Source organism: Daejeonella sp., from assembly GCF_044232565.1.
Lineage (GTDB): Bacteria > Bacteroidota > Bacteroidia > Sphingobacteriales > Sphingobacteriaceae > Daejeonella.
On the sequence record NZ_JBIILQ010000004.1, the window covers coordinates 1 to 21,343 of the forward strand.

21 protein-coding genes are annotated in these 21,343 nt (G+C 35.8%); 9 read left to right on the forward strand and 12 right to left on the reverse strand.

Annotated features, from left to right (window positions below; translation table 11 throughout):
* Positions 1 to 1,019, reverse strand: a 1,019-nt coding sequence (locus tag ACILQF_RS00570; protein ID WP_395625466.1) for an aspartate kinase, incomplete at its 3' end; no start/stop codon positions are given.
* 165 nt (positions 1,020 to 1,184) lie between these two features.
* On the opposite strand from ACILQF_RS00570, the gene ACILQF_RS00575 reads away from it, so the two are divergent.
* From ACILQF_RS00575 to nhaA, 6 genes are all read left to right on the forward strand, one after another.
* Positions 1,185 to 2,921 (forward strand): phospho-sugar mutase, encoded by a 1,737-nt coding sequence (locus ACILQF_RS00575; RefSeq protein WP_395625467.1) that lies wholly within the window; start codon positions 1,185 to 1,187, stop codon positions 2,919 to 2,921.
* A gap of 81 nt (positions 2,922 to 3,002) precedes the next feature.
* A complete protein-coding gene (locus tag ACILQF_RS00580) occupies positions 3,003 to 3,653 on the forward strand; it encodes an SCO family protein (protein WP_395625468.1) in 651 nt (216 codons plus the stop codon).
* Complete coding sequence (locus ACILQF_RS00585) at positions 3,643 to 4,068, forward strand: c-type cytochrome (protein ID WP_395625469.1); 426 nt, start codon at positions 3,643 to 3,645, stop codon at positions 4,066 to 4,068. The genes ACILQF_RS00580 and ACILQF_RS00585 overlap by 11 nt, the downstream gene beginning before the upstream one ends.
* Before the next feature lie 72 nt (positions 4,069 to 4,140).
* A complete protein-coding gene (gene asnS, locus ACILQF_RS00590) occupies positions 4,141 to 5,589 on the forward strand; it encodes an asparagine--tRNA ligase (RefSeq protein WP_395625470.1) in 1,449 nt (482 codons plus the stop codon).
* 81 nt (positions 5,590 to 5,670) lie between these two features.
* Complete coding sequence (locus tag ACILQF_RS00595) at positions 5,671 to 6,291, forward strand: L-threonylcarbamoyladenylate synthase (protein ID WP_395625471.1); 621 nt, start codon at positions 5,671 to 5,673, stop codon at positions 6,289 to 6,291.
* Between the two features lie 113 nt (positions 6,292 to 6,404).
* Complete coding sequence (nhaA, locus tag ACILQF_RS00600; RefSeq protein WP_395625472.1) at positions 6,405 to 7,586, forward strand: Na+/H+ antiporter NhaA; 1,182 nt, start codon at positions 6,405 to 6,407, stop codon at positions 7,584 to 7,586.
* Positions 7,587 to 7,593: 7 nt separating this feature from the next.
* On the opposite strand, the gene trpA is transcribed toward nhaA, so the two are convergent.
* The 5 genes from trpA to ACILQF_RS00625 all read right to left on the reverse strand — a co-directional run bounded on the left by trpA (position 7,594) and on the right by ACILQF_RS00625 (position 12,639).
* A complete protein-coding gene (gene trpA / locus ACILQF_RS00605; protein ID WP_395625473.1) occupies positions 7,594 to 8,364 on the reverse strand; it encodes a tryptophan synthase subunit alpha in 771 nt (256 codons plus the stop codon).
* Between the two features lie 47 nt (positions 8,365 to 8,411).
* Positions 8,412 to 9,620 (reverse strand): tryptophan synthase subunit beta, encoded by a 1,209-nt coding sequence (gene trpB, locus ACILQF_RS00610; protein ID WP_395625474.1) that lies wholly within the window; start codon positions 9,618 to 9,620, stop codon positions 8,412 to 8,414.
* A 32-nt stretch (positions 9,621 to 9,652) separates the two neighbouring features.
* Complete coding sequence (locus ACILQF_RS00615) at positions 9,653 to 10,297, reverse strand: phosphoribosylanthranilate isomerase (protein WP_395625475.1); 645 nt, start codon at positions 10,295 to 10,297, stop codon at positions 9,653 to 9,655.
* Entirely contained in the window at positions 10,294 to 11,280 is a 987-nt protein-coding gene (gene trpD / locus ACILQF_RS00620; RefSeq protein ID WP_395625476.1) for an anthranilate phosphoribosyltransferase, read from the reverse strand. The genes ACILQF_RS00615 and trpD overlap by 4 nt, the downstream gene beginning before the upstream one ends.
* A gap of 297 nt (positions 11,281 to 11,577) precedes the next feature.
* Entirely contained in the window at positions 11,578 to 12,639 is a 1,062-nt protein-coding gene (locus ACILQF_RS00625) for a COX15/CtaA family protein (RefSeq protein ID WP_395625477.1), read from the reverse strand.
* Positions 12,640 to 12,885: 246 nt separating this feature from the next.
* Between ACILQF_RS00625 and ACILQF_RS00630 the strand changes: the two genes are divergently transcribed.
* Positions 12,886 to 14,172, forward strand: a complete 1,287-nt coding sequence (locus ACILQF_RS00630) for a carboxypeptidase-like regulatory domain-containing protein (protein ID WP_395625478.1) — start codon at positions 12,886 to 12,888, stop codon at positions 14,170 to 14,172.
* A 30-nt stretch (positions 14,173 to 14,202) separates the two neighbouring features.
* On the opposite strand, the gene ACILQF_RS00635 is transcribed toward ACILQF_RS00630, so the two are convergent.
* The 4 genes from ACILQF_RS00635 to recR form a co-directional block, all read right to left on the reverse strand.
* Positions 14,203 to 14,496 (reverse strand): DUF3817 domain-containing protein, encoded by a 294-nt coding sequence (locus ACILQF_RS00635; protein ID WP_395625479.1) that lies wholly within the window; start codon positions 14,494 to 14,496, stop codon positions 14,203 to 14,205.
* An 89-nt stretch (positions 14,497 to 14,585) separates the two neighbouring features.
* Positions 14,586 to 15,428, reverse strand: a complete 843-nt coding sequence (locus ACILQF_RS00640) for an alpha/beta hydrolase fold domain-containing protein (RefSeq protein WP_395625480.1) — start codon at positions 15,426 to 15,428, stop codon at positions 14,586 to 14,588.
* Positions 15,425 to 16,240 carry an SDR family oxidoreductase gene (locus ACILQF_RS00645; protein ID WP_395625481.1) on the reverse strand — a complete coding sequence of 272 codons (816 nt, stop codon included), beginning with the start codon at positions 16,238 to 16,240 and terminating at the stop codon, positions 15,425 to 15,427. Before ACILQF_RS00645 ends, ACILQF_RS00640 begins: the two co-directional genes overlap by 4 nt.
* Positions 16,241 to 16,285: 45 nt before the next feature.
* Entirely contained in the window at positions 16,286 to 16,903 is a 618-nt protein-coding gene (gene recR / locus ACILQF_RS00650) for a recombination mediator RecR (protein ID WP_395625482.1), read from the reverse strand.
* A 156-nt stretch (positions 16,904 to 17,059) separates the two neighbouring features.
* On the opposite strand from recR, the gene ACILQF_RS00655 reads away from it, so the two are divergent.
* Both ACILQF_RS00655 and ACILQF_RS00660 read left to right on the forward strand, forming a co-directional pair.
* A complete protein-coding gene (locus ACILQF_RS00655) occupies positions 17,060 to 18,568 on the forward strand; it encodes a sodium:solute symporter (RefSeq protein ID WP_395625483.1) in 1,509 nt (502 codons plus the stop codon).
* Between the two features lie 17 nt (positions 18,569 to 18,585).
* Positions 18,586 to 19,293 carry a TIGR00730 family Rossman fold protein gene (locus ACILQF_RS00660; protein ID WP_395625484.1) on the forward strand — a complete coding sequence of 236 codons (708 nt, stop codon included), beginning with the start codon at positions 18,586 to 18,588 and terminating at the stop codon, positions 19,291 to 19,293.
* A 58-nt stretch (positions 19,294 to 19,351) separates the two neighbouring features.
* Here ACILQF_RS00660 and ACILQF_RS00665 read toward each other — a convergent pair whose 3' ends face one another.
* The gene (locus tag ACILQF_RS00665) at positions 19,352 to 20,146 is read right to left on the reverse strand and encodes a PhzF family phenazine biosynthesis protein (RefSeq protein WP_395625485.1); all 795 of its coding nucleotides are present in this window, start codon (positions 20,144 to 20,146) and stop codon (positions 19,352 to 19,354) included.
* A 156-nt stretch (positions 20,147 to 20,302) separates the two neighbouring features.
* A complete protein-coding gene (locus tag ACILQF_RS00670; RefSeq protein ID WP_305365494.1) occupies positions 20,303 to 21,163 on the reverse strand; it encodes an RNA polymerase sigma factor RpoD/SigA in 861 nt (286 codons plus the stop codon).
* Between the last annotated feature and the right edge of the window lie 180 nt (positions 21,164 to 21,343).

The following is a 21,343-nucleotide window of genomic DNA, read 5'->3' on the forward strand; positions in this document are numbered from 1 at the left end:
GTCGTAATCATGTCAATTGGTGTTTTATAGCGCTCAAAAACCTCAAAAACTCTTCTCAAAAAGCCATAAGCCAGAAGCATTCTGCTTGACTGGATTTTAATGGCAGTAATGCCGTCTTTTGCGGCAATAGATTTAATCTTCCCACGTTCACTTTCATTGGTAATTAGAGTTCCAGGGGCATCAGGCTCCATGGTATTGAGTAAACGAACTGGAACTTTATATTTTTGTGCAGGAAAAACGCTCTGTGGGTGAAGAATCTTAGCCCCAAAATAAGCAAGCTCGGCAGCCTCATCAAAAGATAAAATAGCAATTGGCTTCGTTCCTTTAACAATTCTTGGATCATTATTATGCATCCCGTCGATATCCGTCCATATTTGAACTTCTTCAGCAGCAATTGCAGCACCAATTAAAGAAGCAGTATAGTCACTTCCGCCGCGGCGTAAATTATCTATCTCACCAAAAGAATTACGGCAAATATAGCCTTGCGTAATGAACAGAATATCGTCAGGATTTTGATCGAGCAAAGACTTTATATGTTCCGAAATAAAAGGGATGACAGGCTCATTATCCTCATCAATTTTCATGAAATTGAGTGCCGGTAAAAGCACCGATTTAACGCCTATTTGTGTTAAATATATGTGATAAAGCGTAGTCGAAATAAGTTCGCCCTGAGCTAGAATAACTTTTTCTTCTATAGACGTGAAGAGCTCATTCGCAAAAGATGATAATAAATGAAAATGGTAGTCAATTAAATTCTTCCCATTCTCTAAACCCTCGTCGGTAGAAAAAAGTTCTTTTATGAATAGTTCATACTTCCCCTTTAGCACAGAAATTAAGTCGGATGCCTTCCCTTTATCTCCAGTAAGATAAGCCTGCGAAATCTCCAAAAGACTATTAGTAGTGCCTGAAACGGCAGAAAGAACAACAATCTGTTTGTTTTTAGGCTTAATAATATCCAATAAATTCTTCATCCGATCGGGACTCCCAACCGACGTTCCTCCAAACTTTAATACCTTCATTTAATCTAGAATTTTAAATTGCCACAAATGATTTTTATACTTGTGGAATGAGTTGTTAAAAATAGAAAAAACCATTCTATTTTTCACACCAAACAAAATTAAATTTGGTGTGTTTAACCATGATCATTTTCGATCAAATTAGAATACAGATATAAAATTAGCGATATGCAAGAATTGGAAACCTCAATTTTAGATAAAATCAATGTTTGGCTTAATGGAAACTATGATTTAGAGACGAAAAATAAAATTAAATCTTTAATAGATTCGGGCTCCACATCTGAGCTTACTGATTCTTTTTATAGAGATCTTGAGTTTGGTACTGGAGGTTTACGAGGCACGATGGGGCCTGGTACTAACCGAATAAATAAGTACACCATTGGTTCTGCAACTCAAGGGCTGAGCAATTTCCTACTAAAAAAATATCCTGAAGAGAAAATCAGTGTTGCCATTGCGCATGATAGCAGAAATAACTCCGACTATTTCGCTAAAATTACCGCCGACGTATTTTCTGCAAATGGAATCAAGGTATATTTTTTTAAAGAGCTAAGGCCAACCCCCGAACTATCATTCGCTATCAGGCACTTAGGTTGCAAGAGTGGTGTAATGATTACGGCTTCCCATAACCCGAAAGAATACAATGGATATAAGGCTTATGGAAATGATGGGGGACAATTTACTTCCCCAGACGATCAACTGGTTATGGACGAAGTTTCGAAAATTAGCACAGTAGATTTAGTGAAATTTGCTCGTATTGACGCTAATATTGAACTAATTGACGAAAAATTAGACCAATTATACTTAGAAAAAATAAAAGAGCTTTCTGTTTCGCAAGATGCTATATCGCGGCAGAAGGACTTAAAAATAGTATATTCTCCTATCCATGGAACGGGTATTACGCTAGTCCCGGCTGCTTTAAAACACTTTGGTTTTACAAATGTACACCTAGTAGAAGAGCAATCCACACCTGATGGAAATTTCCCTACCGTTATTTATCCAAATCCAGAAGAAAAAGAAGCCTTAACGCTGGCATTAGCAAAAGCAAAAGAAATTGACGCAGACCTAGTTTTAGCTACTGACCCGGATGCCGACCGTGTAGGAATTGCGGTTAAAAACAAAGAAGGTGAGTTTATTTTACTCAATGGAAACCAAACCGGTAGCTTATTAATTAACTATTTATTGACGGCCTGGGAACAAAAAGGTAAGCTAACAGGCAATGAATATGTGGTTTCAACGGTGGTAACTACTAAATTGGTTGAAGATATTGCCAAAGCGAAGAAAGTAAGTTTTTATGAAACCTTAACCGGATTTAAGTGGATAGGCGCATTAATTACTGAGTTAGATGGCAAAAAAACCTTTATTGCCGGAGGAGAAGAAAGCTATGGATATCTGGTTGGTGATCTTGTAAGAGATAAGGATGCTGTAATATCGTGTGCTTTTATCGCCGAAATGACTGCCTTTTACAAGGATCAAGGCAGCAGTTTGTACGAGGCAATGCTTGATATGTATCAAGAATATGGCTTTTATAAGGAAAAATTAGTTTCAATAACTAAAAAAGGCAAGACGGGTGCAGAAGAAATTAAGGCCCTTATGGAACGCTTTAGAACCAATACGCCGTCATCCCTTGGTGGTTCAAAGGTGGTAAGCTTGAAGGATTATGAATTAGGAACAGAAACCGACCTGATCACAGGTTCTGAAAAAAATCTAGACTATCCAAAATCCGATGTTTTACAGTTTATTACTGCTGATGGCAGCATTATTTCGGCAAGGCCATCGGGCACTGAACCAAAAATTAAATTTTATTGCAGCGTAAAAACTGAACTTCCAAATAAGAATGAGTTTAGTGTGAAGGATAAATTACTAGATGAAAAAATCAATCATATCATGAAAGATTTAGCTGTTTAAACTCCCTGAGCTTATTGAGCTAAAAGAGTGAAAAACGCGGATTTTACATGATCTACATAAAAAAACGATTATATTTGTGACATGAAAAAAGTACTGTTTTTTGTTCTTTTGAGCTTGTTTTTTAATTCTTGTTCAGATACATCCCTAAAAAAACTTCCCATTTTAGGGGAACGTGAGCCAATTGAAAAAACAGTGAATGGAAAAGTTATAATTGATACCCTTTACCAAACGATTCCCCCCTTTACTTATTTCAATCAGGATAGCATACTTATAAGTGATAAAGACTTTGACAATAAAATTTATGTCACTGATTTTTTCTTCACATCTTGTAATACTATTTGTCCGATAATGCACCGCAACATGCTCAACGTATATAATAAATACAAAGGCGATCAAAAAGTTAAATTCCTATCTCATACCATTGATATCAAATACGATCTACCATCGAGATTGAAAAAATATGCTACTAAATTGGGTATTGAAGGAAATCAGTGGGAGTTTGTGCACGGCAGCCGTGATTCCATTTTCAATATTGCTGCAAAAAGCTATTTAGTTGCTGCCTATGAAGATAATACTGACCCCCAAGGGCTAGTGCACCAAGGTTGGTTTATACTTGTTGACACTAAAAAGCAGATTAGAGGTGCTTATGATGGCACGAAAGAAGATCAGGTTAAACAATTGATGCTCGATATGGATATTTTGCTGAAGGAAGAGTTTGGAGATGCAAAATAAGCTTGTTTACCTCGTTTTTTCAATTCTGGCTTTAGCCACTATTATCCAATCCTGCCAAAATGAAACGAGCATAAACTATAAACGCTACTATGTTAATGGCAAAAGCATTTATGAGAAGAATTGCCAAAGCTGTCATGGTGCCGATGGAAAAGGACTCGGCACTTTGTATCCACCCTTAACCGATACGACCTATTTACGATTAAATAGAAGCCAGTTGGCCTGCTTAATAAAAAATGGTCAGCAAGGTGAAATAACAATAAATAATATATCCTACGATGGGATTATGCCGGGAAATGAAACTTTAGCCGACATAGACATTGCACAAGTAATTGTTTACATAACGAATAGTTTTGGCAATAAACAGGGCTTCTTTGATACCGAAACTGTTACAAGTAACCTCACCAAATGCAAATAATAATTCTGAAGATATAAGCTTAAGCTTGTGGTTAACAGAACGATTTGTATTTTTGCAATTCAGACAAAAAAGATGGCTAAGCGTACAAAAATTAAAGATTTATTAATTTCTAATGATTTCGGGAAACAGGTTTCCGTAATGGGATGGGTTAGAACATTTAGAAATAATCAATTTATTGCTTTAAATGATGGCTCAACAATAAATAATATTCAGGCAGTTGTAGATTTTAATACTGTAGCTGAAAGTCTCTTAAAAAGAATTACTACAGGAGCAGCTGTATCGATCCAAGGAGAATTAGTTGAATCTTTAGGGAAAGGCCAGAAAATTGAAATTAAAGTAAATACAATTGAAATACTCGGTGATAGCGATGCGGAGAAATTCCCATTACAACCTAAAAAGCATAGCCTTGAATTTTTACGTGAAATTGCTCATTTAAGATTTCGTACCAATACCTTTAATGCCGTTTTCAAAATCAGACATGCATTGGCCTTTGCTGTACATAAATTTTTTAACGATAAGGGATTTGTTTACATGCATACGCCAATTATTACCGCTTCTGATGCAGAGGGTGCTGGTGAAATGTTTCGTGTTTCTACCTTCGATCCAGATCATATTCCAAGAAATGAAGATGGATCAGTAAATTACAAGGAAGATTTCTTCGGAAAAGCAACCAATTTAACAGTGTCTGGTCAGTTGGAAGGCGAATTAGCTGCAATGGCCTTTGGCGATATTTACACCTTCGGACCGACATTTAGGGCAGAAAACTCAAATACAACCCGTCATTTAGCCGAATTTTGGATGATTGAGCCTGAGATGGCTTTTTATGATCTGACAGACAATATGGATTTGGCTGAAGAATTGCTAAAATATGTAATTCGCTATGCAATAGAAAATTGTGCTGATGAACTCGAGTTTTTGAAAAATAGACTCTTAGAAGAAGATAAGCAAAAACCGCAGGCAGATCGGTCTGAGTATGACCTATTGACTAAGTTAAATTTCTGCTTGGATAATGATTTTGAAAGAATTACTTATACTGAAGCAGTATCAATCCTTAGAAATTCGAAGCCAAATCAAAAGAAACAATTCAAATATTTAATTGAAGGATGGGGCTCAGATTTACAATCGGAGCACGAGCGTTATTTGGTAGAAAAGCACTTCCAAAAACCTGTTATATTAACAGATTACCCTGCCGATATCAAATCGTTTTACATGCGAATGAATGAGCCTGATGCCGAAGGAAGGACCACTGTACGTGCAATGGATATTCTGTTCCCGGGCATTGGTGAAATTGTTGGCGGATCTCAACGCGAGGAACGATTAGAGAAATTGGAGCAGCGAATGGCAGAAATGCACATTCCAACAGAAGAGATGTCATGGTACTTAGATACACGACGTTTTGGATCGGCCCCGCATGCCGGATTTGGCTTAGGATTTGAACGTTTGGTGCTTTTCGTTACAGGAATGACCAATATCAGAGATGTGATACCCTTTCCAAGAACTCCAAAAAATGCTGAATTTTAATCATTAGACTGGTTAAATCTAGTTTTTCACTAGGTGTGATTTTGTAAGCATTTGTTTTGAGATTTATTTAAAATAACTATTATGCTCATTAAAATCTACCCAGAAAACCCCAACGAAAAGGCAATCCAACAAGTTGTTGATGTACTGAAAAAAGGTGGAATAATAATCTATCCTACCGATACAGTTTATGGCATGGGCTGCGACATTACAAACCCCAAAGCCATTGAGCGTATCTGCAAAATAAAGGGTATAAAACCTGAAAAAGCGAATTTTTCATTTATTTGCTATGACCTTAGACATATCTCCGATTATACAAAACCTATTGATAATGAGACCTATAGAATTTTAAAAAAAGCACTTCCCGGCGCATTTACATTTATTTTCAATGCGAGTAAAAATGTCCCGAAACTGTTAAGCTCCAATAAAAAAACAGTGGGAATACGGGTTCCAGACAATTCTATTGCGCGCTCAATTGTTCAATTATTAGGAAACCCAATAATCTCTACTTCCATTCATGATGAGGATGAAATTATTGAATATTCAACTGACCCTGAGTTGATTCATGAAAAATACGAAAACCTTGTCGACTTAGTAATTGATGGCGGCTATGGGGATAATCAGCCTTCTACAATTGTGGATTGCAGTATGGGAGATTTTGAAATTATACGTCAAGGGAAAGGCGATTTAAGCCAATACTTGTAACAAATTTTAATTTAAAAAAGGAATATGCGGAATACAACAATTTTGAAGAATCAAAAATTAATATCCAATATTCAAAAACCCCTCGTCTAAATTATTTTTGTATTTTGGTCATTATGGTAAAAGAAATAAACTTAAAACCCTTTAGAGATTTCCTTAGATCCGAACAAATTGGCGGTATCATTCTTATCTTTTGCGTCATTATTTCTTTAACAATCGCAAACTCTAATTTAGGAGAAGCATTTGAGACTTTTCTAAATACCCAGATTGGATTCAGTAACCAAAATGTCCAGTTAAACTATTCCATATCACTTTGGATAAATGATGGCCTAATGGCAATATTTTTCCTTTTAGTGGGATTAGAAATTAAAAGAGAAATTATTGAGGGTGAATTATCAAGCCCTAAAAAGGCCGCCATGCCAATTTTTGCTGCAATTGGCGGAATGCTTCTACCTGCAAGTGTTTACGCTTTATTTAATGCAGGCACCCCAACGGTACACGGATGGGGTATTCCAATGGCTACTGACATTGCCTTTGCATTGGGAGTAATATCACTATTAGGAAAACGTGTTCCGGCATCTTTAAAAATATTTCTAGCTGCACTAGCCATAGCAGATGATCTTGGCGCCATTTTAGTTATTGCCATTTTTTATACCGAAGAACTACACTGGATACAGCTTTTATATTCTGCTGGGATCTTAGCTTTATTGATTACCATGAACCGATTTGGTGTAAAAAAACTATTCTTCTACATCATTCCAGGTATATTTTTATGGTATTTTATCCACCATTCAGGCATCCATGCTACCATTGCGGGTGTTTTATTGGCCTTTACAATTCCAACGAATCCGGTAAAAGATACTTCGCCTCTAGAGAAATTAGAGCACATCATAATTTGGCCAGTAAACTTCCTTATCATGCCAATTTTTGCATTGGCTAATACAAATATTCAGTTTGAAAACAAAATGATCGAAGGCTTGAATAGTCCGCTAGGCCTTGGAATAATTTTCGGATTAGCTTTGGGGAAACCAATTGGAGTTACTCTATTCTCTTGGTTGTCTGTAAAATTAGGATTCGCAAAATTGCCAAATAGAGCCAACTGGAAACACATTTTCGGTCTCAGTTTACTTGCCGGAATTGGCTTCACCATGTCAATTTTTATTGCATTATTATCGTTCAGCAATCCTGATTATAAGGTAGAAGCTAAATTCGCAATTCTAATTGCATCCATGCTCTCGGGAATTGCAGGTTATGTTTTTCTAAATTCGCTAAATAATAAAGAGACCAAAAAAAGTTAAAGGAAGTTTAGGGACGTATTGATTTTATAAATTCAGGAATTCGCTGCAATGCATTTTCTGTATCTAAAAATTTAACAAAGGCACTTCCAACAATTGCTCCACGAGTAAATTCAGCGGCTTTATTAAAGCTTTTTTGATCTGAAATACCAAATCCAATCATCGTAGGATTTTTAAGATTCATTGCTCGAATTCTGGAGAAATAGGCATCTGCTTCATTTGAAACAGTAAGATTTTTTCCGGTTGTAGAAGAAGATGAAAGCAAATAGATAAATCCATTACTTAATTCATCTATTTTACGAATACGTTCCTCTGAAGTATGAGGGGTAACCAGAAAAATATTGCTGATATTATTATTTATAAAGTTATCCTTATAAAACTCCTCATATTCAACCATAGGAAGATCTGGAACAATCACTCCATCTACTCCTACTGCGGCACAAGATTCACAAAAACTCTTAACTCCATATTGCAAAACAGGATTTACATATCCCATTAACAATACGGGTATAGAAACACGCTGACGGAGTTCTTTGAGTTGCTCAAAAAGAATCTTTAGATTCATTCCATTTTGAAGTGCTTTTAAAGAGCTATTTTGTATAACAGGGCCATCAGCTAAAGGGTCGGAATATGGGAAACCAATTTCTATGAAATCGGCACCAGCCTTTTCAATTGCTTCAGCAATATCTAAAGTGCTCGTTAAATTTGGGTAACCTGCAGTAAAATAAATAGATAAAAGAGAGTCTTTTTTATTTTGAAATAATTCGTTGAGTCTGTTCATTTTATAGTATTATCAATTCTAAAGTATTGATTATTAACAATTTAATATTAAAGTTTAAAGTATTTCATATAAGTATCAAGGTCTTTATCGCCGCGACCCGATAAACAAATCACCACAGATTCTTTACCTGTAAACACCATTTTTTCGAGATGTGCCAGGGCATGTGCTGTTTCAATTGCCGGAATAATTCCCTCTAATTCGGAGCATAATCTACCTGCTTGCATCGCTTCATCATCAGTAATGCTTACATACTCTGCACGATGCTGTTTGAATAAATGAGCATGCTGCGGACCAATACCAGGATAATCTAGTCCGGCGGAGATAGAATAGGGCTCAATTACCTGACCATCTTCACTTTGCATTAAAAGAGAGCGACTCCCATGTAAAACTCCTTCCTTACCCAAGCTTGTAGTCGCAGCAGATTCACCGCTATTCACACCTAATCCTGCAGCTTCTACGGCAATAAGTTTCACATTTTCCTCATCCAAAAAATGATAAAACATCCCCATGGCATTACTTCCACCACCAACACAAGCCATTACAATGTCCGGGTTTTCAGAGCCTGTCTTTTCAAGAAGCTGCTTTTTAGTCTCTTCCGAGATAATCGATTGAAACCTTGCGACCATATCTGGATATGGATGAGGCCCCACCACAGAGCCAATGATGTAATGCGTGTCTGTGGGATTATTAATCCAGTCGCGCATAGCTTCATTTGTTGCATCTTTCAAGGTTTTACTCCCAGAAATGGCTGGAACAACCTTTGCTCCCATCATTTTCATTCTTGCCACATTGGGTGCTTGGCGTTCAATATCAACCTCCCCCATATAAATAATGCATTCCAGACCCTTTAAAGCACATACTGTAGCCGTTGCAACACCATGTTGTCCTGCACCCGTCTCTGCAATAATTCGCTTCTTACCAAGGCGCGCAGCTAGTAAAATTTGACCAACAGTATTATTAATTTTATGTGCACCAGTATGATTAAGGTCCTCACGCTTAAGATAAATTGTAGTACCATATCTAGCAGATAATCGTTCTGCATGAAATAATGGGGAAGGCCTGCCTACATAATCCTTTAGTAATTGGTGAAACTCTTCCTGAAAGGCAGGTTCATAGATAATATCCAAATATTGCTGGCGCAGGTGCTCCACATTTGGATATAACATTTCAGGAATATATGCGCCACCAAAATCGCCAAAATAGCCTTTGGGATTTACGCCCCATTTAAAGGAACTTTCAATAAATTCTCTGTTCATATTTTTATTTTTTTCACCCAAAAAGGTTCATTTTATTTTCTTATAAATTCAAATGTAGATTGAAGACTTTCAATATCTTTCAATCCAGGGGCAGATTCAAACCTACTATTTAAGTCTAGGCCATATAATTGATCAAAAGCCAAGTCATGAATCTCTTTTATATTTTCAGGAGCTAGCCCTCCGCTTAAAAAAAAGGGTTTTTCTTCTGTATAAGCTCTAAGTATCTGCCAGTCGAAGGTAAGTCCAGAACCTCCATGTTCTGTAGTTTTCGTGTCAAACAAAAAATAATCTACCGCATCAGCAAAAGGCTTGAGAACTGCGAAATCAAAACTTGTAGAAAGTCCGAAAGCCTTTAACAAATCAATTTTTTTAAAAGACATTCTGATTGAAAGTTCCTTTTTCAATTGCTGACAATATATTGGAGACTCAGAACCATGAAGCTGTACGGCACTTAAATCATATTCCTTGACCTTATTGAGCACTTCTCCAATTTCTTCATCCACAAATACCCCTACTAACTTAATTGATTTAGGCAAAGAGTTCAGCACATCTTTATCGGGATTGCTAACAAAGCGCTTAGATGGGCGATAAAAAATCAAGCCCAAATAATCAGGATTTAATTTAGCCAGCTGGACTATATTTTCTGGATCTCGCATACCACATACTTTTATCTTCATGATAGCATTTTCTTGAAACTATTTAGTGCTTTTTTACTTTGCAGTGCCTCTTCCGCTTCATAAAAACAATCGGCAAAAGATTGTTCGGGACTAATAGTTCGGATGGCTACGGCTGCATTACAAACAACAACATTGTTTTGTTCTTTAGTACCATTCCCTTCTAATACTGACTTAAAAATTTCGGCAGATTCTTTAACGGTGCTTCCTCCACCAATTGCTTTAGGATCAATTTTTTCAAATCCTAGTTGTGCAATCGAATGAATATGCTCTCCAGAGCTAGAAAAAGTTTTAAAATCACAAGTCAAAGAAATCTCATCGTAACCCTCTAAAGCATGAACAATGGTATATTTTATTTGATCTTTTTGGTATAGATAAGCGTATAAACGGGCCAATTCAAGACTAAATACCCCAACCATTTGATGTTTTGGTCGCGCCGGATTTACCAAAGGCCCTAACATATTAAAAAAAGTTTTCACTCCTAACTCTCTTCTAATTGGAGCTACTGTTTTCATAGCTGGATGAAATAATGGAGCGTGAAGGAAACAAATTCCAGCCTCATCTAAGGTTTTCTTAAGATGCTCTGTATCATTCGAAAAAGTATAACCAAGGTATTCCATCACATTTGACGAGCCACATCCCGAAGAAACACCATAATTACCATGCTTTGACACCTTATAGCCGGCGCCTGATACCACAAAGGAAGCTAAAGTGGATATATTAAATGTATCCTTCCCATCACCACCCGTGCCACAGAGGTCAATCAAATTGTAGTCCTTCAAATCAGGCTTAACACAAATGTCTAGCATCCCATCTCTAAAGCCTTCGAGCTCTTCAACAGTTATGCTTCGCATACAAAAAGCCGCCATAAATGCAGCCATCTGCGAAGGATTATACATTCCTTGGGTGATATTAGTTAGAATCTCCTTCGATTCCTCCTTAGAAAATGTTTTATGCTCAAACAGATGATTTAAGATTTTTTTCATGCTCATGTTAAATTAAGACCTATTTTCTGTCTTTTGATAATCCAATTTAATGCAAGTAATAATTTCAAAATATTATAAAATAAAAAAGGGCTGCTCTCTGAGCAACCCTTAGTAAAATTTCTTTATACAAAAAAAATACACAACTAAGTAATTGCCAAATGTTTAGACACTTGCCACCACCAGATTGTATAGATTTGTTTTGTTTTCATTACTCAAGCAAATATGGATAAAATTTTATTAGTTGCAAATGTTTTATGAATTATTACAATAATCGCAAAAACAGGATGATTTCTAGGGTTACTTTGCCGCTTCGCCCCTACTTAAAAACAAGGTAAACACCACCGAAAGCAAAAATAACATTCCCACGAACTGATGCAGAATACCATAAGATAGTGGAATTTGTCCCGTAGTATTTAATACCGTCAGCACTCCTAAAAGTATTTGAATGAATACTAAAAATATAGGTATAAATCGGAATTTTGACAATAGCGTATTTTGTGCTAAATCTCTAGATTTCCAGAGCCACATTAAAACGGGAATACAAATAAGGTAGGCTAACCCACGATGTATAAACTGCACGGTTATTAAGTTATGGGTGATATCTGACAAAAATCCACCCTCAGTGAGCATTCCAACTGGCCATAGCCTTCCATTAATGTCGGGCCAAGTTCTTGCAGCCAAGGCAGCATGTAAACCAGCCATGAATGCCCCATAAATTAATTGAAAAAATAACATAGCCAATAACCACAAATTAATCTTTCTCAATGTTGGAACATATTGTATTTGATTTTTAGCAATACTCAATTTCAAGGCGAACCAGAGCACATAACACAATAAAATAAGTGCCGACATAAAGTGAACGGCTAAACGAATGTGACTTACATATAAATCTTGATCATTAAGTCCACTTTGAACCATAATCCATCCAATAGCCCCCTGCAAAGCACCCAAAAGAAATAATACAATCAAAGGAGTGACCATATTTTTCTGGATTTTCTTTTTGATCAGAAAATAAATAAACGGAAAAATAAATACAAGTCCCATGAGCCTCGCCCAATCCCGATGAAGCCATTCCCAAAAGAAAATAAATTTAAAATCCGCTAATGAAAAATGGCTATTAAGGTGCTTAAACTGGGCAATCTCCTTGTATTTATTGAAAGCCTCCTGCCAGGCTTGTTCATTCATTGGGGGAAAAGCACCAATTAGAGGTTTCCATTCTGTGATGGATAAACCTGATCCGGTTAATCGAGTAATACCCCCTATAATAACCTGGATCATAATCATGCCCAAACCAATAAATAGCCAAATAACTACCTGGCGATTATTTTTAGGCGAATCCATTGTTTTAATTTCAGACATAAGGATAGAAATAAATCACTCAAATATCTGAATTATAAATGTATTGATTTGATAATAAAAACAAAGGAATGTAAAAATTTATGTTGGATCGACGGTATAAGGTTAAAACTATGGAATGAATATTTTTTCGTAAATTGTATATCAGAAATTTACATGAAATAGATAAAATTACGGACCCCCACTCTGTAAATTTGTAGTATCAATTTGTTCTAAAGCTTTAACCGATTTCAAGCTAAAAATAATATCATGAAAACAATAATCAAATCGCTCAATAGAGAAATTAAGATTATAGCTCTATTCCTTTTAATTTCAAACCCGCTTTCGGCAGCAGCCCTTACATTTGGTAATCAATCACCAATAAACGACTCCACTAATTTCTCGCAATTTAAGGGAAAAGTTAGCGATAGCCGTACTAAAAGTGGATTAAGCTTTGCTACATTATCCTTGATTGGCGACAATATTTCGACGGTTACAAATAGTGAGGGCGATTTTTCCCTGAAAGTCCCAAATCATAAAATAGAAAGCCGTTTATTAATTAGTTTTATTGGTTATAAAAATAAAATAATTAAGCTCAATGAGCTCAAAGCAGAAAATAATACAATTTTATTAGAGCCATATAACATTGCACTAGGGGAAGTAATTGTATCTACAAACAATGCAGAGCAATTATTAAAGCAGGTATTAAGTAAAATTGAGCAAAATTACGGTACAGATCAAAACCTCATGACTGGCTTTTACCGTGAAACCATCAAAAAGCGAAAAACCTATTTATCGCTAACAGAATCAGTAGTTGAGATTGAGAAGCAGGCTTATAACAATAGTGCAGAAGACATTATACAATTGTTTAAAGGCCGAAAATATACCGATTATACTAAGTTAGATACCTTAAGTTTTAAGTTACAGGGTGGCCCATATACTTGTATTCATTTAGACATCATGAAGTATCCAGAAATTATATTTACGGATGATCCATTAACATATTACAACTTTACCTTAGAAAATAACACACAAATTGGAGATGATAAGGTGTATGTATTGTCTTTTAAACAAAAACCACAGATTAGTGAGCCACTTTATTTTGGCAAATTATATATTGATATGGAAAGTTTAGCGGTAATTAGTGCCACCTTTAATTTAAATGTCGAGAACAGAAAAGCAGCAAGTAGCTTTTTCACCCAGAAAAAGCCAAGTGGCTCTGAGGTATATCCAACTATAGCAAGTTATCAAATTAACTACCGTGAATCAAATGGGAAATGGCTTTTCGCTTATTCACGTGGCGATATTAGCTTCAAGGTGAATTGGACTAAAAAACTTTTTAACAGCAATTATGATTCTACTATCGAATTGGCTGTTACTAATTTTGGGGAAAGTTTTATTGACCCTAAAAAACCAAGTGTGATTCTTAAACGAAATGTAATCATGATTGATAAGGTATCGAACTTTACTGATGTCGAATTTTGGGGCGAATATAATATTATTGAACCTGAGAAATCAATTGAAGCAGCAATCAAGAAAATCCAAAAGAAGATTTAATTAGATAATCTACTCAAGTTTTTGAGGAGATTATCTAATATTCTTGGAGAATAAATTCTTATCGGCATAGAACGTGCCAAATGGAATTAATGAAGCAATAAAACCTAGACTAAATTTCCAAAAAGACCATTTATAGAGATAAGTTACCTGCATCAATAATATAACGTAAACTATAAATAGCACACCATGTACCATTCCAACTACATAATTGGGACCTGGCATATCATACCTATATTTTAAAATCATGGTGAGCCCAATTAGTAAAAAGGAACATCCCTCAATAAAGGCAATAAATCGGAAACGATCGAGTGGAGTTTTAAACATAAATTTATCTTAACAGTGATTAAAAAAATATAGTTGTCTAGAATAAAAAATCAACTGAATTAAATCCTTAAAAGAAATCATTTGCCTAATCAACGATTTCGATCCATAAAGCTCAAAATCATATCATACATCTTGTTACTACTAAAGATCATTTGTGAAATCATACCAATATGCTTTTTCCGCTTAATGATGTTAATCTCACTTTTCTTATTTGTAATGATGAGTTGATTGTAAAGGCGATCAGACTGTAGCTTAATTGCAGGATAGGTATCTTCCCCAACAAAAATTAAATATGGATTTTGTACGTTTTCGAGATAAAATATCGGAGAACCAGTCTTCCATAGATTAGCATCTCTTGAAAAAGTATTCATAAAACTCTCTGTTTGTTTATTTTTCTTGGCCGCATTCAAGTACTCAAACATATCCATTCCGAAGCCATCATTTAAAATAACCGCACGAATTGGATTAGAAATGCCTGCTTGTTTAAAAAACCGGGGATCATTATTAATTAAAGCCGCTAGGTGGCCGCCTGCAGAGTGTCCCATCACAAAAATCCTATCCGCACTACCACCAAATTGAGCAATACTATCTTTAACCCACTTTATTGCTTCTGAACAATCAAAAGCCATTTCTTCGTATTGGGCTTTGGGACTTAAACTATAATTAATGATGACGGAGATTACATTTTTGCGCGCCAAGTTTTTACCAAGCCACCAATACGTTTCTTTTTTACCGCTGTCCCAAGAGCCACCATGAATAAAGACTAAAACATCTTTAGGAGTCTTCGTATTCTTGGGATAATAAACATCCAACTGATTTCTAACATTCAGCGTTTGGCCTCGGTATGAGATATCTCGTTTAATACCAATTCCTGCAAATGCTAGGGAAATTCCAGAGAGCAAAAAAAACATAATTAGTGTGTAGGTTTTCATTTTATAAGAGGATCTTTTTCTTTGGTAAAGTGATTGTAAACTAAGCTATCTAAATAGGCGGGCAAAACTTTATTCAGGAAAACGGTTAATTTACCTTGAGCGGTCATAATTAAAGAACGTTTACGCAATTCAACACCCCTAACAATAATTTCAGCCACTTGATCTGAACTCATCATCTTTGCTTCATCCATGCTAGTTTCGCCTTGTGAGGTACCATCCTTCGCAAGTGCCACATTTCTAATATTTGACGCCGTAAAACCGGGTGAAGCAACCATTACATGCAAGCCAGTTTTTAGATTTTCGACCCTTAACGACTCCAAGAACCCATTCAATGCAAATTTGGACGCCGAATAGCCGGTCCTCCCTGGAAGTCCGCGGTACCCAGCAATTGAAGAAACCCCAACAACAGAGCCTTGATTTTTAAGCAATTCAGGCAATGCATATTTGGTACAATAAACAGCACCCCAAAAATTAACATCCATTAAATTGCGTAAGACTAACAAATCTAAATCCTTAAACAAAGCCCTCATAGATATGCCTGCATTATTTACAAGAACATCAATACGCTGGAATGAATTGTTGGCCTGATCAATCAAAGCTTTACAATCAGCTTCAATAGAAACATCACACTGCACCGCAATAGCCCTTATCCCATAACGATTCTCAAGATCTTGAGCTAGCTCACAAAGTGTTACATACTGCCTTGCACCCAGCACTAAATTAGCTCCTTTTTTAGCAAATTGCTCTGCACAAGACTTACCTATTCCTGATGAGGCACCCGTAATTATAACCGTTTTATTTTTAAAATTCATTGATAAAGATTAGTTTGTATTAACATACTTTTAACTAAGGTCTAATTACCTCGTAAGAGAATTTTCATATGGAACACGTGTTGCTATGGATCTTCCCAAAGTAATTTCATCCACATATTCCAATTCACCGCCAAAGGCAATACCACGAGCGATTGTGCTAATTTGAACGCCAGAATCCTTTAGTTTTTTGTACAGATAGAAAATAGTAGTATCCCCTTCCATTGTGGCACTTATTGCAAGAATAACCTCTTTAATATCGCCATTTTTTACCCGTTCTACTAGTTTTTCAATTGTTAAATCTGATGGTCCAACACCATCCATCGGCGAAATCAATCCACCCAAAACATGATAGATACCCTGATAGGTACCCGTATTCTCAATAGCCATCACATCGCGCGTATCTTCAACTACACAAACCAGCGACTTGTCACGTTTTGTTGAGCTGCAAATCTGACAAATAGAATGATCAGAAATATTAAAGCAAAGATCGCAAAAGCGAATGTCTCTTTTTAAGGTTGTGAGGGCATTGCTAAATTTTTCTACTTCAGTAACCGGTTGATTTAACAAATGTAAAACCAAACGCAAAGCGGTTTTCTGGCCAATTCCTGGTAAAGCAGAAAATTCATTGACCGCATTTTCCAATAGTTTAGAAGAAAAATTCATACTGCAAATTTAAATTTAAAAATAATGATTTCCGCACATGCTTGAGGGTTAATTTATTATGCACTTTTAAATCAGAAAATTATCCCTAGTCACAAAAGATTGAAGCTAAATATGAAATAATTGTTAATTTAGACAATTACATTATAAGAAATAATTATGGCTCCTGGCATTTTACTAAGCTTTTTAATAGGATATTTTATTATCCTACTCGGTATTTCATACTTTACCTCAAAAAAATCATCCGACAACTCCACCTTTTTTACAGCAAACAAAAATTCTAAATGGTATTTAGTTGCTTTTGGAATGATTGGAACCGCATTATCTGGCGTAACCTTTGTATCAGTGCCGGGAGAAGTAGGAAACCCCGCAGGAAATGAATTTAAGTATTTTCAATTTGTTTTAGGTAATGCCATTGGTTTTATTCTAATTGCCACCGTACTACTGCCCCTTTACTATCGTATGAACCTAACTTCAATTTATACTTATATTGAAGAACGCCTGGGAACCTACAGCTATAAAACAGCAGCTAGTATCTTTCTTTTAAGCAGAACTATTGGTTCATCTTTCAGACTCTATTTAGTTGTAATCGTTCTACAGAGATTCATTTTCGACTCCTATGGTATTCCGTTTTGGGCTACTGTATTAATTTCCCTCGGCTTAATTTGGTCTTATACTTATAAAGGCGGATTAAAAACAATCATTATTACAGACATGCTACAAACGATTTTTTTGGTTTTGTCGGTCATATTAACCATCTATTTTATTTGCGATAGCCTAGATCTAAATCTTTTCGAAGCATTTGAAACAATCAAGAATAGCGGATATTCAAAAGTATTCTTTTATGAAGATTTTATTACCAGCAAGTTTCACGTGAGTAAGCAATTGTTAGGTGGGATATTTGTTACCATTGCAATGACTGGCCTAGACCAAGATATGATGCAGAAAAACCTGAGCTGCAAGAATATTGGTGAAGCACAAAAAAACATGTTTACCTTCACTGCAGTATTTGTGGTGATCAATATTTTCTTTTTAAGTGTGGGTGCCTTACTTTATGTTTACGCTACAAAGTACGGAATTGCTATCCCTTTGGATAGTATTACTGGAAAACCACGTACCGACTTCCTTTTCCCTGAAATTGCCCTAAATCACTTGAGTGCAATACCGGCAATCGTATTTATGTTGGGATTAACAGCAGCAACTTTTGCTACAACAGACTCTGCCTTAACTGCTTTAACGACGTCATTTTGTGTTGATTTCCTAGGCTTCTCAAAAAAGGAAGACATCAATTCAAAAGCGTCAATTAGAAATAGACACCTTGTTCATATTGGGTTTTCATTATTCATGTTTTTGGTAGTAGTACTCTTCAATGCAGTAAACAATGCAGCTGTGGTAAGCGCAATTTTCATCGTTGCATCTTATACCTACGGACCCTTACTAGGGCTTTATGGATTTGGTTTATTCGTAAAAAGCAGAGGAGTTAGAGATAAATTAGTACCATTCATCTGCCTAATTTCGCCAGCTGTTTGTTATTTACTGAATGCAAATTCAGCATCTTTGATGGGTGGATATGTTTTTGATAATGAACTAATTCTAGTCAATGGATTAATCACATTTTTCGGATTGATGATAATCAGCAAGCCTAAAACTGGAAATACACAATTTTAATTCAGCTACAAAAGAATATGAGTATGGATGAAAAGCTAAGAAATGCGTTTGAAAATAAAAATTGGCAAGAAATAAAGGTAACCGACTCTTGGCAAATATTCAAAATCATGGCAGAATTTGTCGATGGCTTTGAAAAACTCGCTAAAATTGGCCCTTGTGTATCTATTTTTGGTTCTGCCAGAACAGCATCTGAAAATAAATATTATAAAATTGCTGAAGATTGTTCTCGCATGTTAACAGAGCGTGGTTATGGTGTAATTTCTGGCGGCGGACCTGGAATTATGGAGGCAGCTAACAAAGGAGCATTTGAAGCAGGAGGTAAATCGGTAGGTTTGAACATCGATCTTCCATTTGAACAATTTCATAATAAATACATTGATCGCGATAAAATCCTAGAATTCGACTATTTCTTTGTTCGGAAGGTAATGTTCATGAAGTACTCGCAGGGCTTTATTGTACTCCCCGGAGGCTTTGGGACAATGGATGAACTATTTGAGGCGCTCACCCTTATCCAAACTGGAAAAGTAGCACGCTTTCCAATAGTCCTTGTAGGTAAAGAATATTGGTCGGGATTGATGGACTGGGTAAAAAATACCATGCTTAACGTAGAGAACAATATCAAAGAAGATGATCTTAATTTATATCGTTTGGTTGATACCGCAGAGGAAGCTACTGAACATATCTTCAGATTTTATGATAAGTATGTTTTAAAACCAAATTTTTAAATGAAATTGATAAGCATGAAAATGAAAATTTAAATCTTTATTTTCATGCTTACTATTTTTAGTCGTTAATATATATTTCTCCCTTGAGGTAAGTCACAGCCTTCCCCGAAATTAGTACACGATCACCTCTACTTTCGCACCATAACTCCCCAATTCGAGCCGATACTTGAAAAGCATGTAATTTATCTTTGCCTAAACGAGAAGCCCAATAAGGAATTAAATTACAATGGGCAGAGCCGGTAACTGGATCTTCATCAATACCCACGGCCGGTGCAAAAAACCGCGATACAAAATCGCTGTTAGTTCCAGGGGCAGTAACAACAAAACCCAAGGAATCTATTTCCTTTAGTATATTAAAATTAGGCTTTAACGATTTGATAATTTCTTCGCTTTCGTAAACAATAAAATAATCTCTGGAACGAAGAATTTCAATAGGTTGAATTCCCCCAAGAGCTTCAATCAATCCTTCGGGTACTTCACAAGCCAAAGGGATTCTTGCGGGAAAATCTAATGTGTAAAGATCATTATCCTTTCTTACTGTTAGCGTTCCTGCTTTCAATGTATGAAAATGTATAATGTCAGAATTATAGTTTAATTGAGTAAACAACACATGAGCAGTCGCTAAAGTGGCATGTCCACAAAGATCTACTTCTGACTGAGGCGTAAACCACCTTAATTCGAAGTCATGGCCCTGGTGAATAAAAAAAGCAGTTTCAGCCAGATTGTTTTCTGCTGCTATTTTTTGCATCATAGGGGTTGGTAACCATTCTTTTAGCGGGCAAATTGCTGCGGGGTTACCACCAAATAACTTATTTGTAAAAGCATCAACCTGAAAAATGGGGATAGTGAGCATTGGAATTATTTATTTATTAAATATCGCTTAAAAACCTAAATATAAGATGGCAACAGAAAATTTTAAGGACCAAAAAATCTAATCCTAAAAGAAAAGATATTATAAAAAAAAAGATTGGGCCATGGCCCAATCTTTTTTAATGAAATTAGTATTTGATTATCCTAGGTAAGATTTCAAAATCTTACTTCTTGAAGTATGACGTAAACGCTGTAATGCTTTGTCTTTGATCTGACGAACACGTTCGCGGGTAAGGTTAAATTTTTCTCCGATCTCTTCAAGAGATAGCGGATGATTAGTACTTAGTCCGAAGAATAAAACAATAATTTCTCGTTCTCTTTCAGTAAGTGTAGACAATGAACGCTTAATCTCTTCAGATAAAGATTCATTAATCAGATTGCTATCTGTATTAGGATCACTGTTCTCAAGAACATCAAGCAAAGTATTTTCTTCCCCTTGAACAAATGGTGCATCCATAGAAACATGGCGACCAGAGTTACTCAAGGTATCAGAAATCTTTTCAACTGTAGTTTCAAGGTTCTCAGCCAATTCTTCAGGAGAGGGCTCACGCTCAAATTCCTGCTCCAATCTAGAAAAAGCTTTACTTATTTTACTTAGTGAACCAACCTGATTCAAAGGCAAACGAACAATACGGGATTGTTCTGCAATAGCCTGTAAAATTGATTGACGGATCCACCAAACAGCATAGGAAATAAACTTGAAACCTTTGGTTTCATCAAAACGTTTTGCTGCTTTAATTAAACCAAGGTTTCCCTCATTAATCAAATCACCCAAAGTAAGTCCTTGGTTTTGATATTGCTTAGCAACAGAAACCACAAAACGCAAATTTGTTTTTGTTAAACGTTCTAAGGCTGCCTGATCGCCCTCTCTAATTTTTTGAGCTAGAATTACTTCTTCTTCGGCTGTTATTAAGTCTACCTTACCAATTTCGTGTAAATACTTGTCTAATGACTGCGATTCACGATTGGTAATCGATTGGGTTATTTTGAGTTGTCTCATTTATGAATAAATACTCTTTATGAAAGTCCGCAAATCTAAATAAAATCCGCGACCATCGCGATTTTTTTTTATTAAAAATTAGCTGATTTTTAAGGATTTAGCAATATTTTATGCTTATTTTTAAACCACAAAAATCATTCCATTTAATTGATTTCAGGAATAATAATTGAATAATTAGAA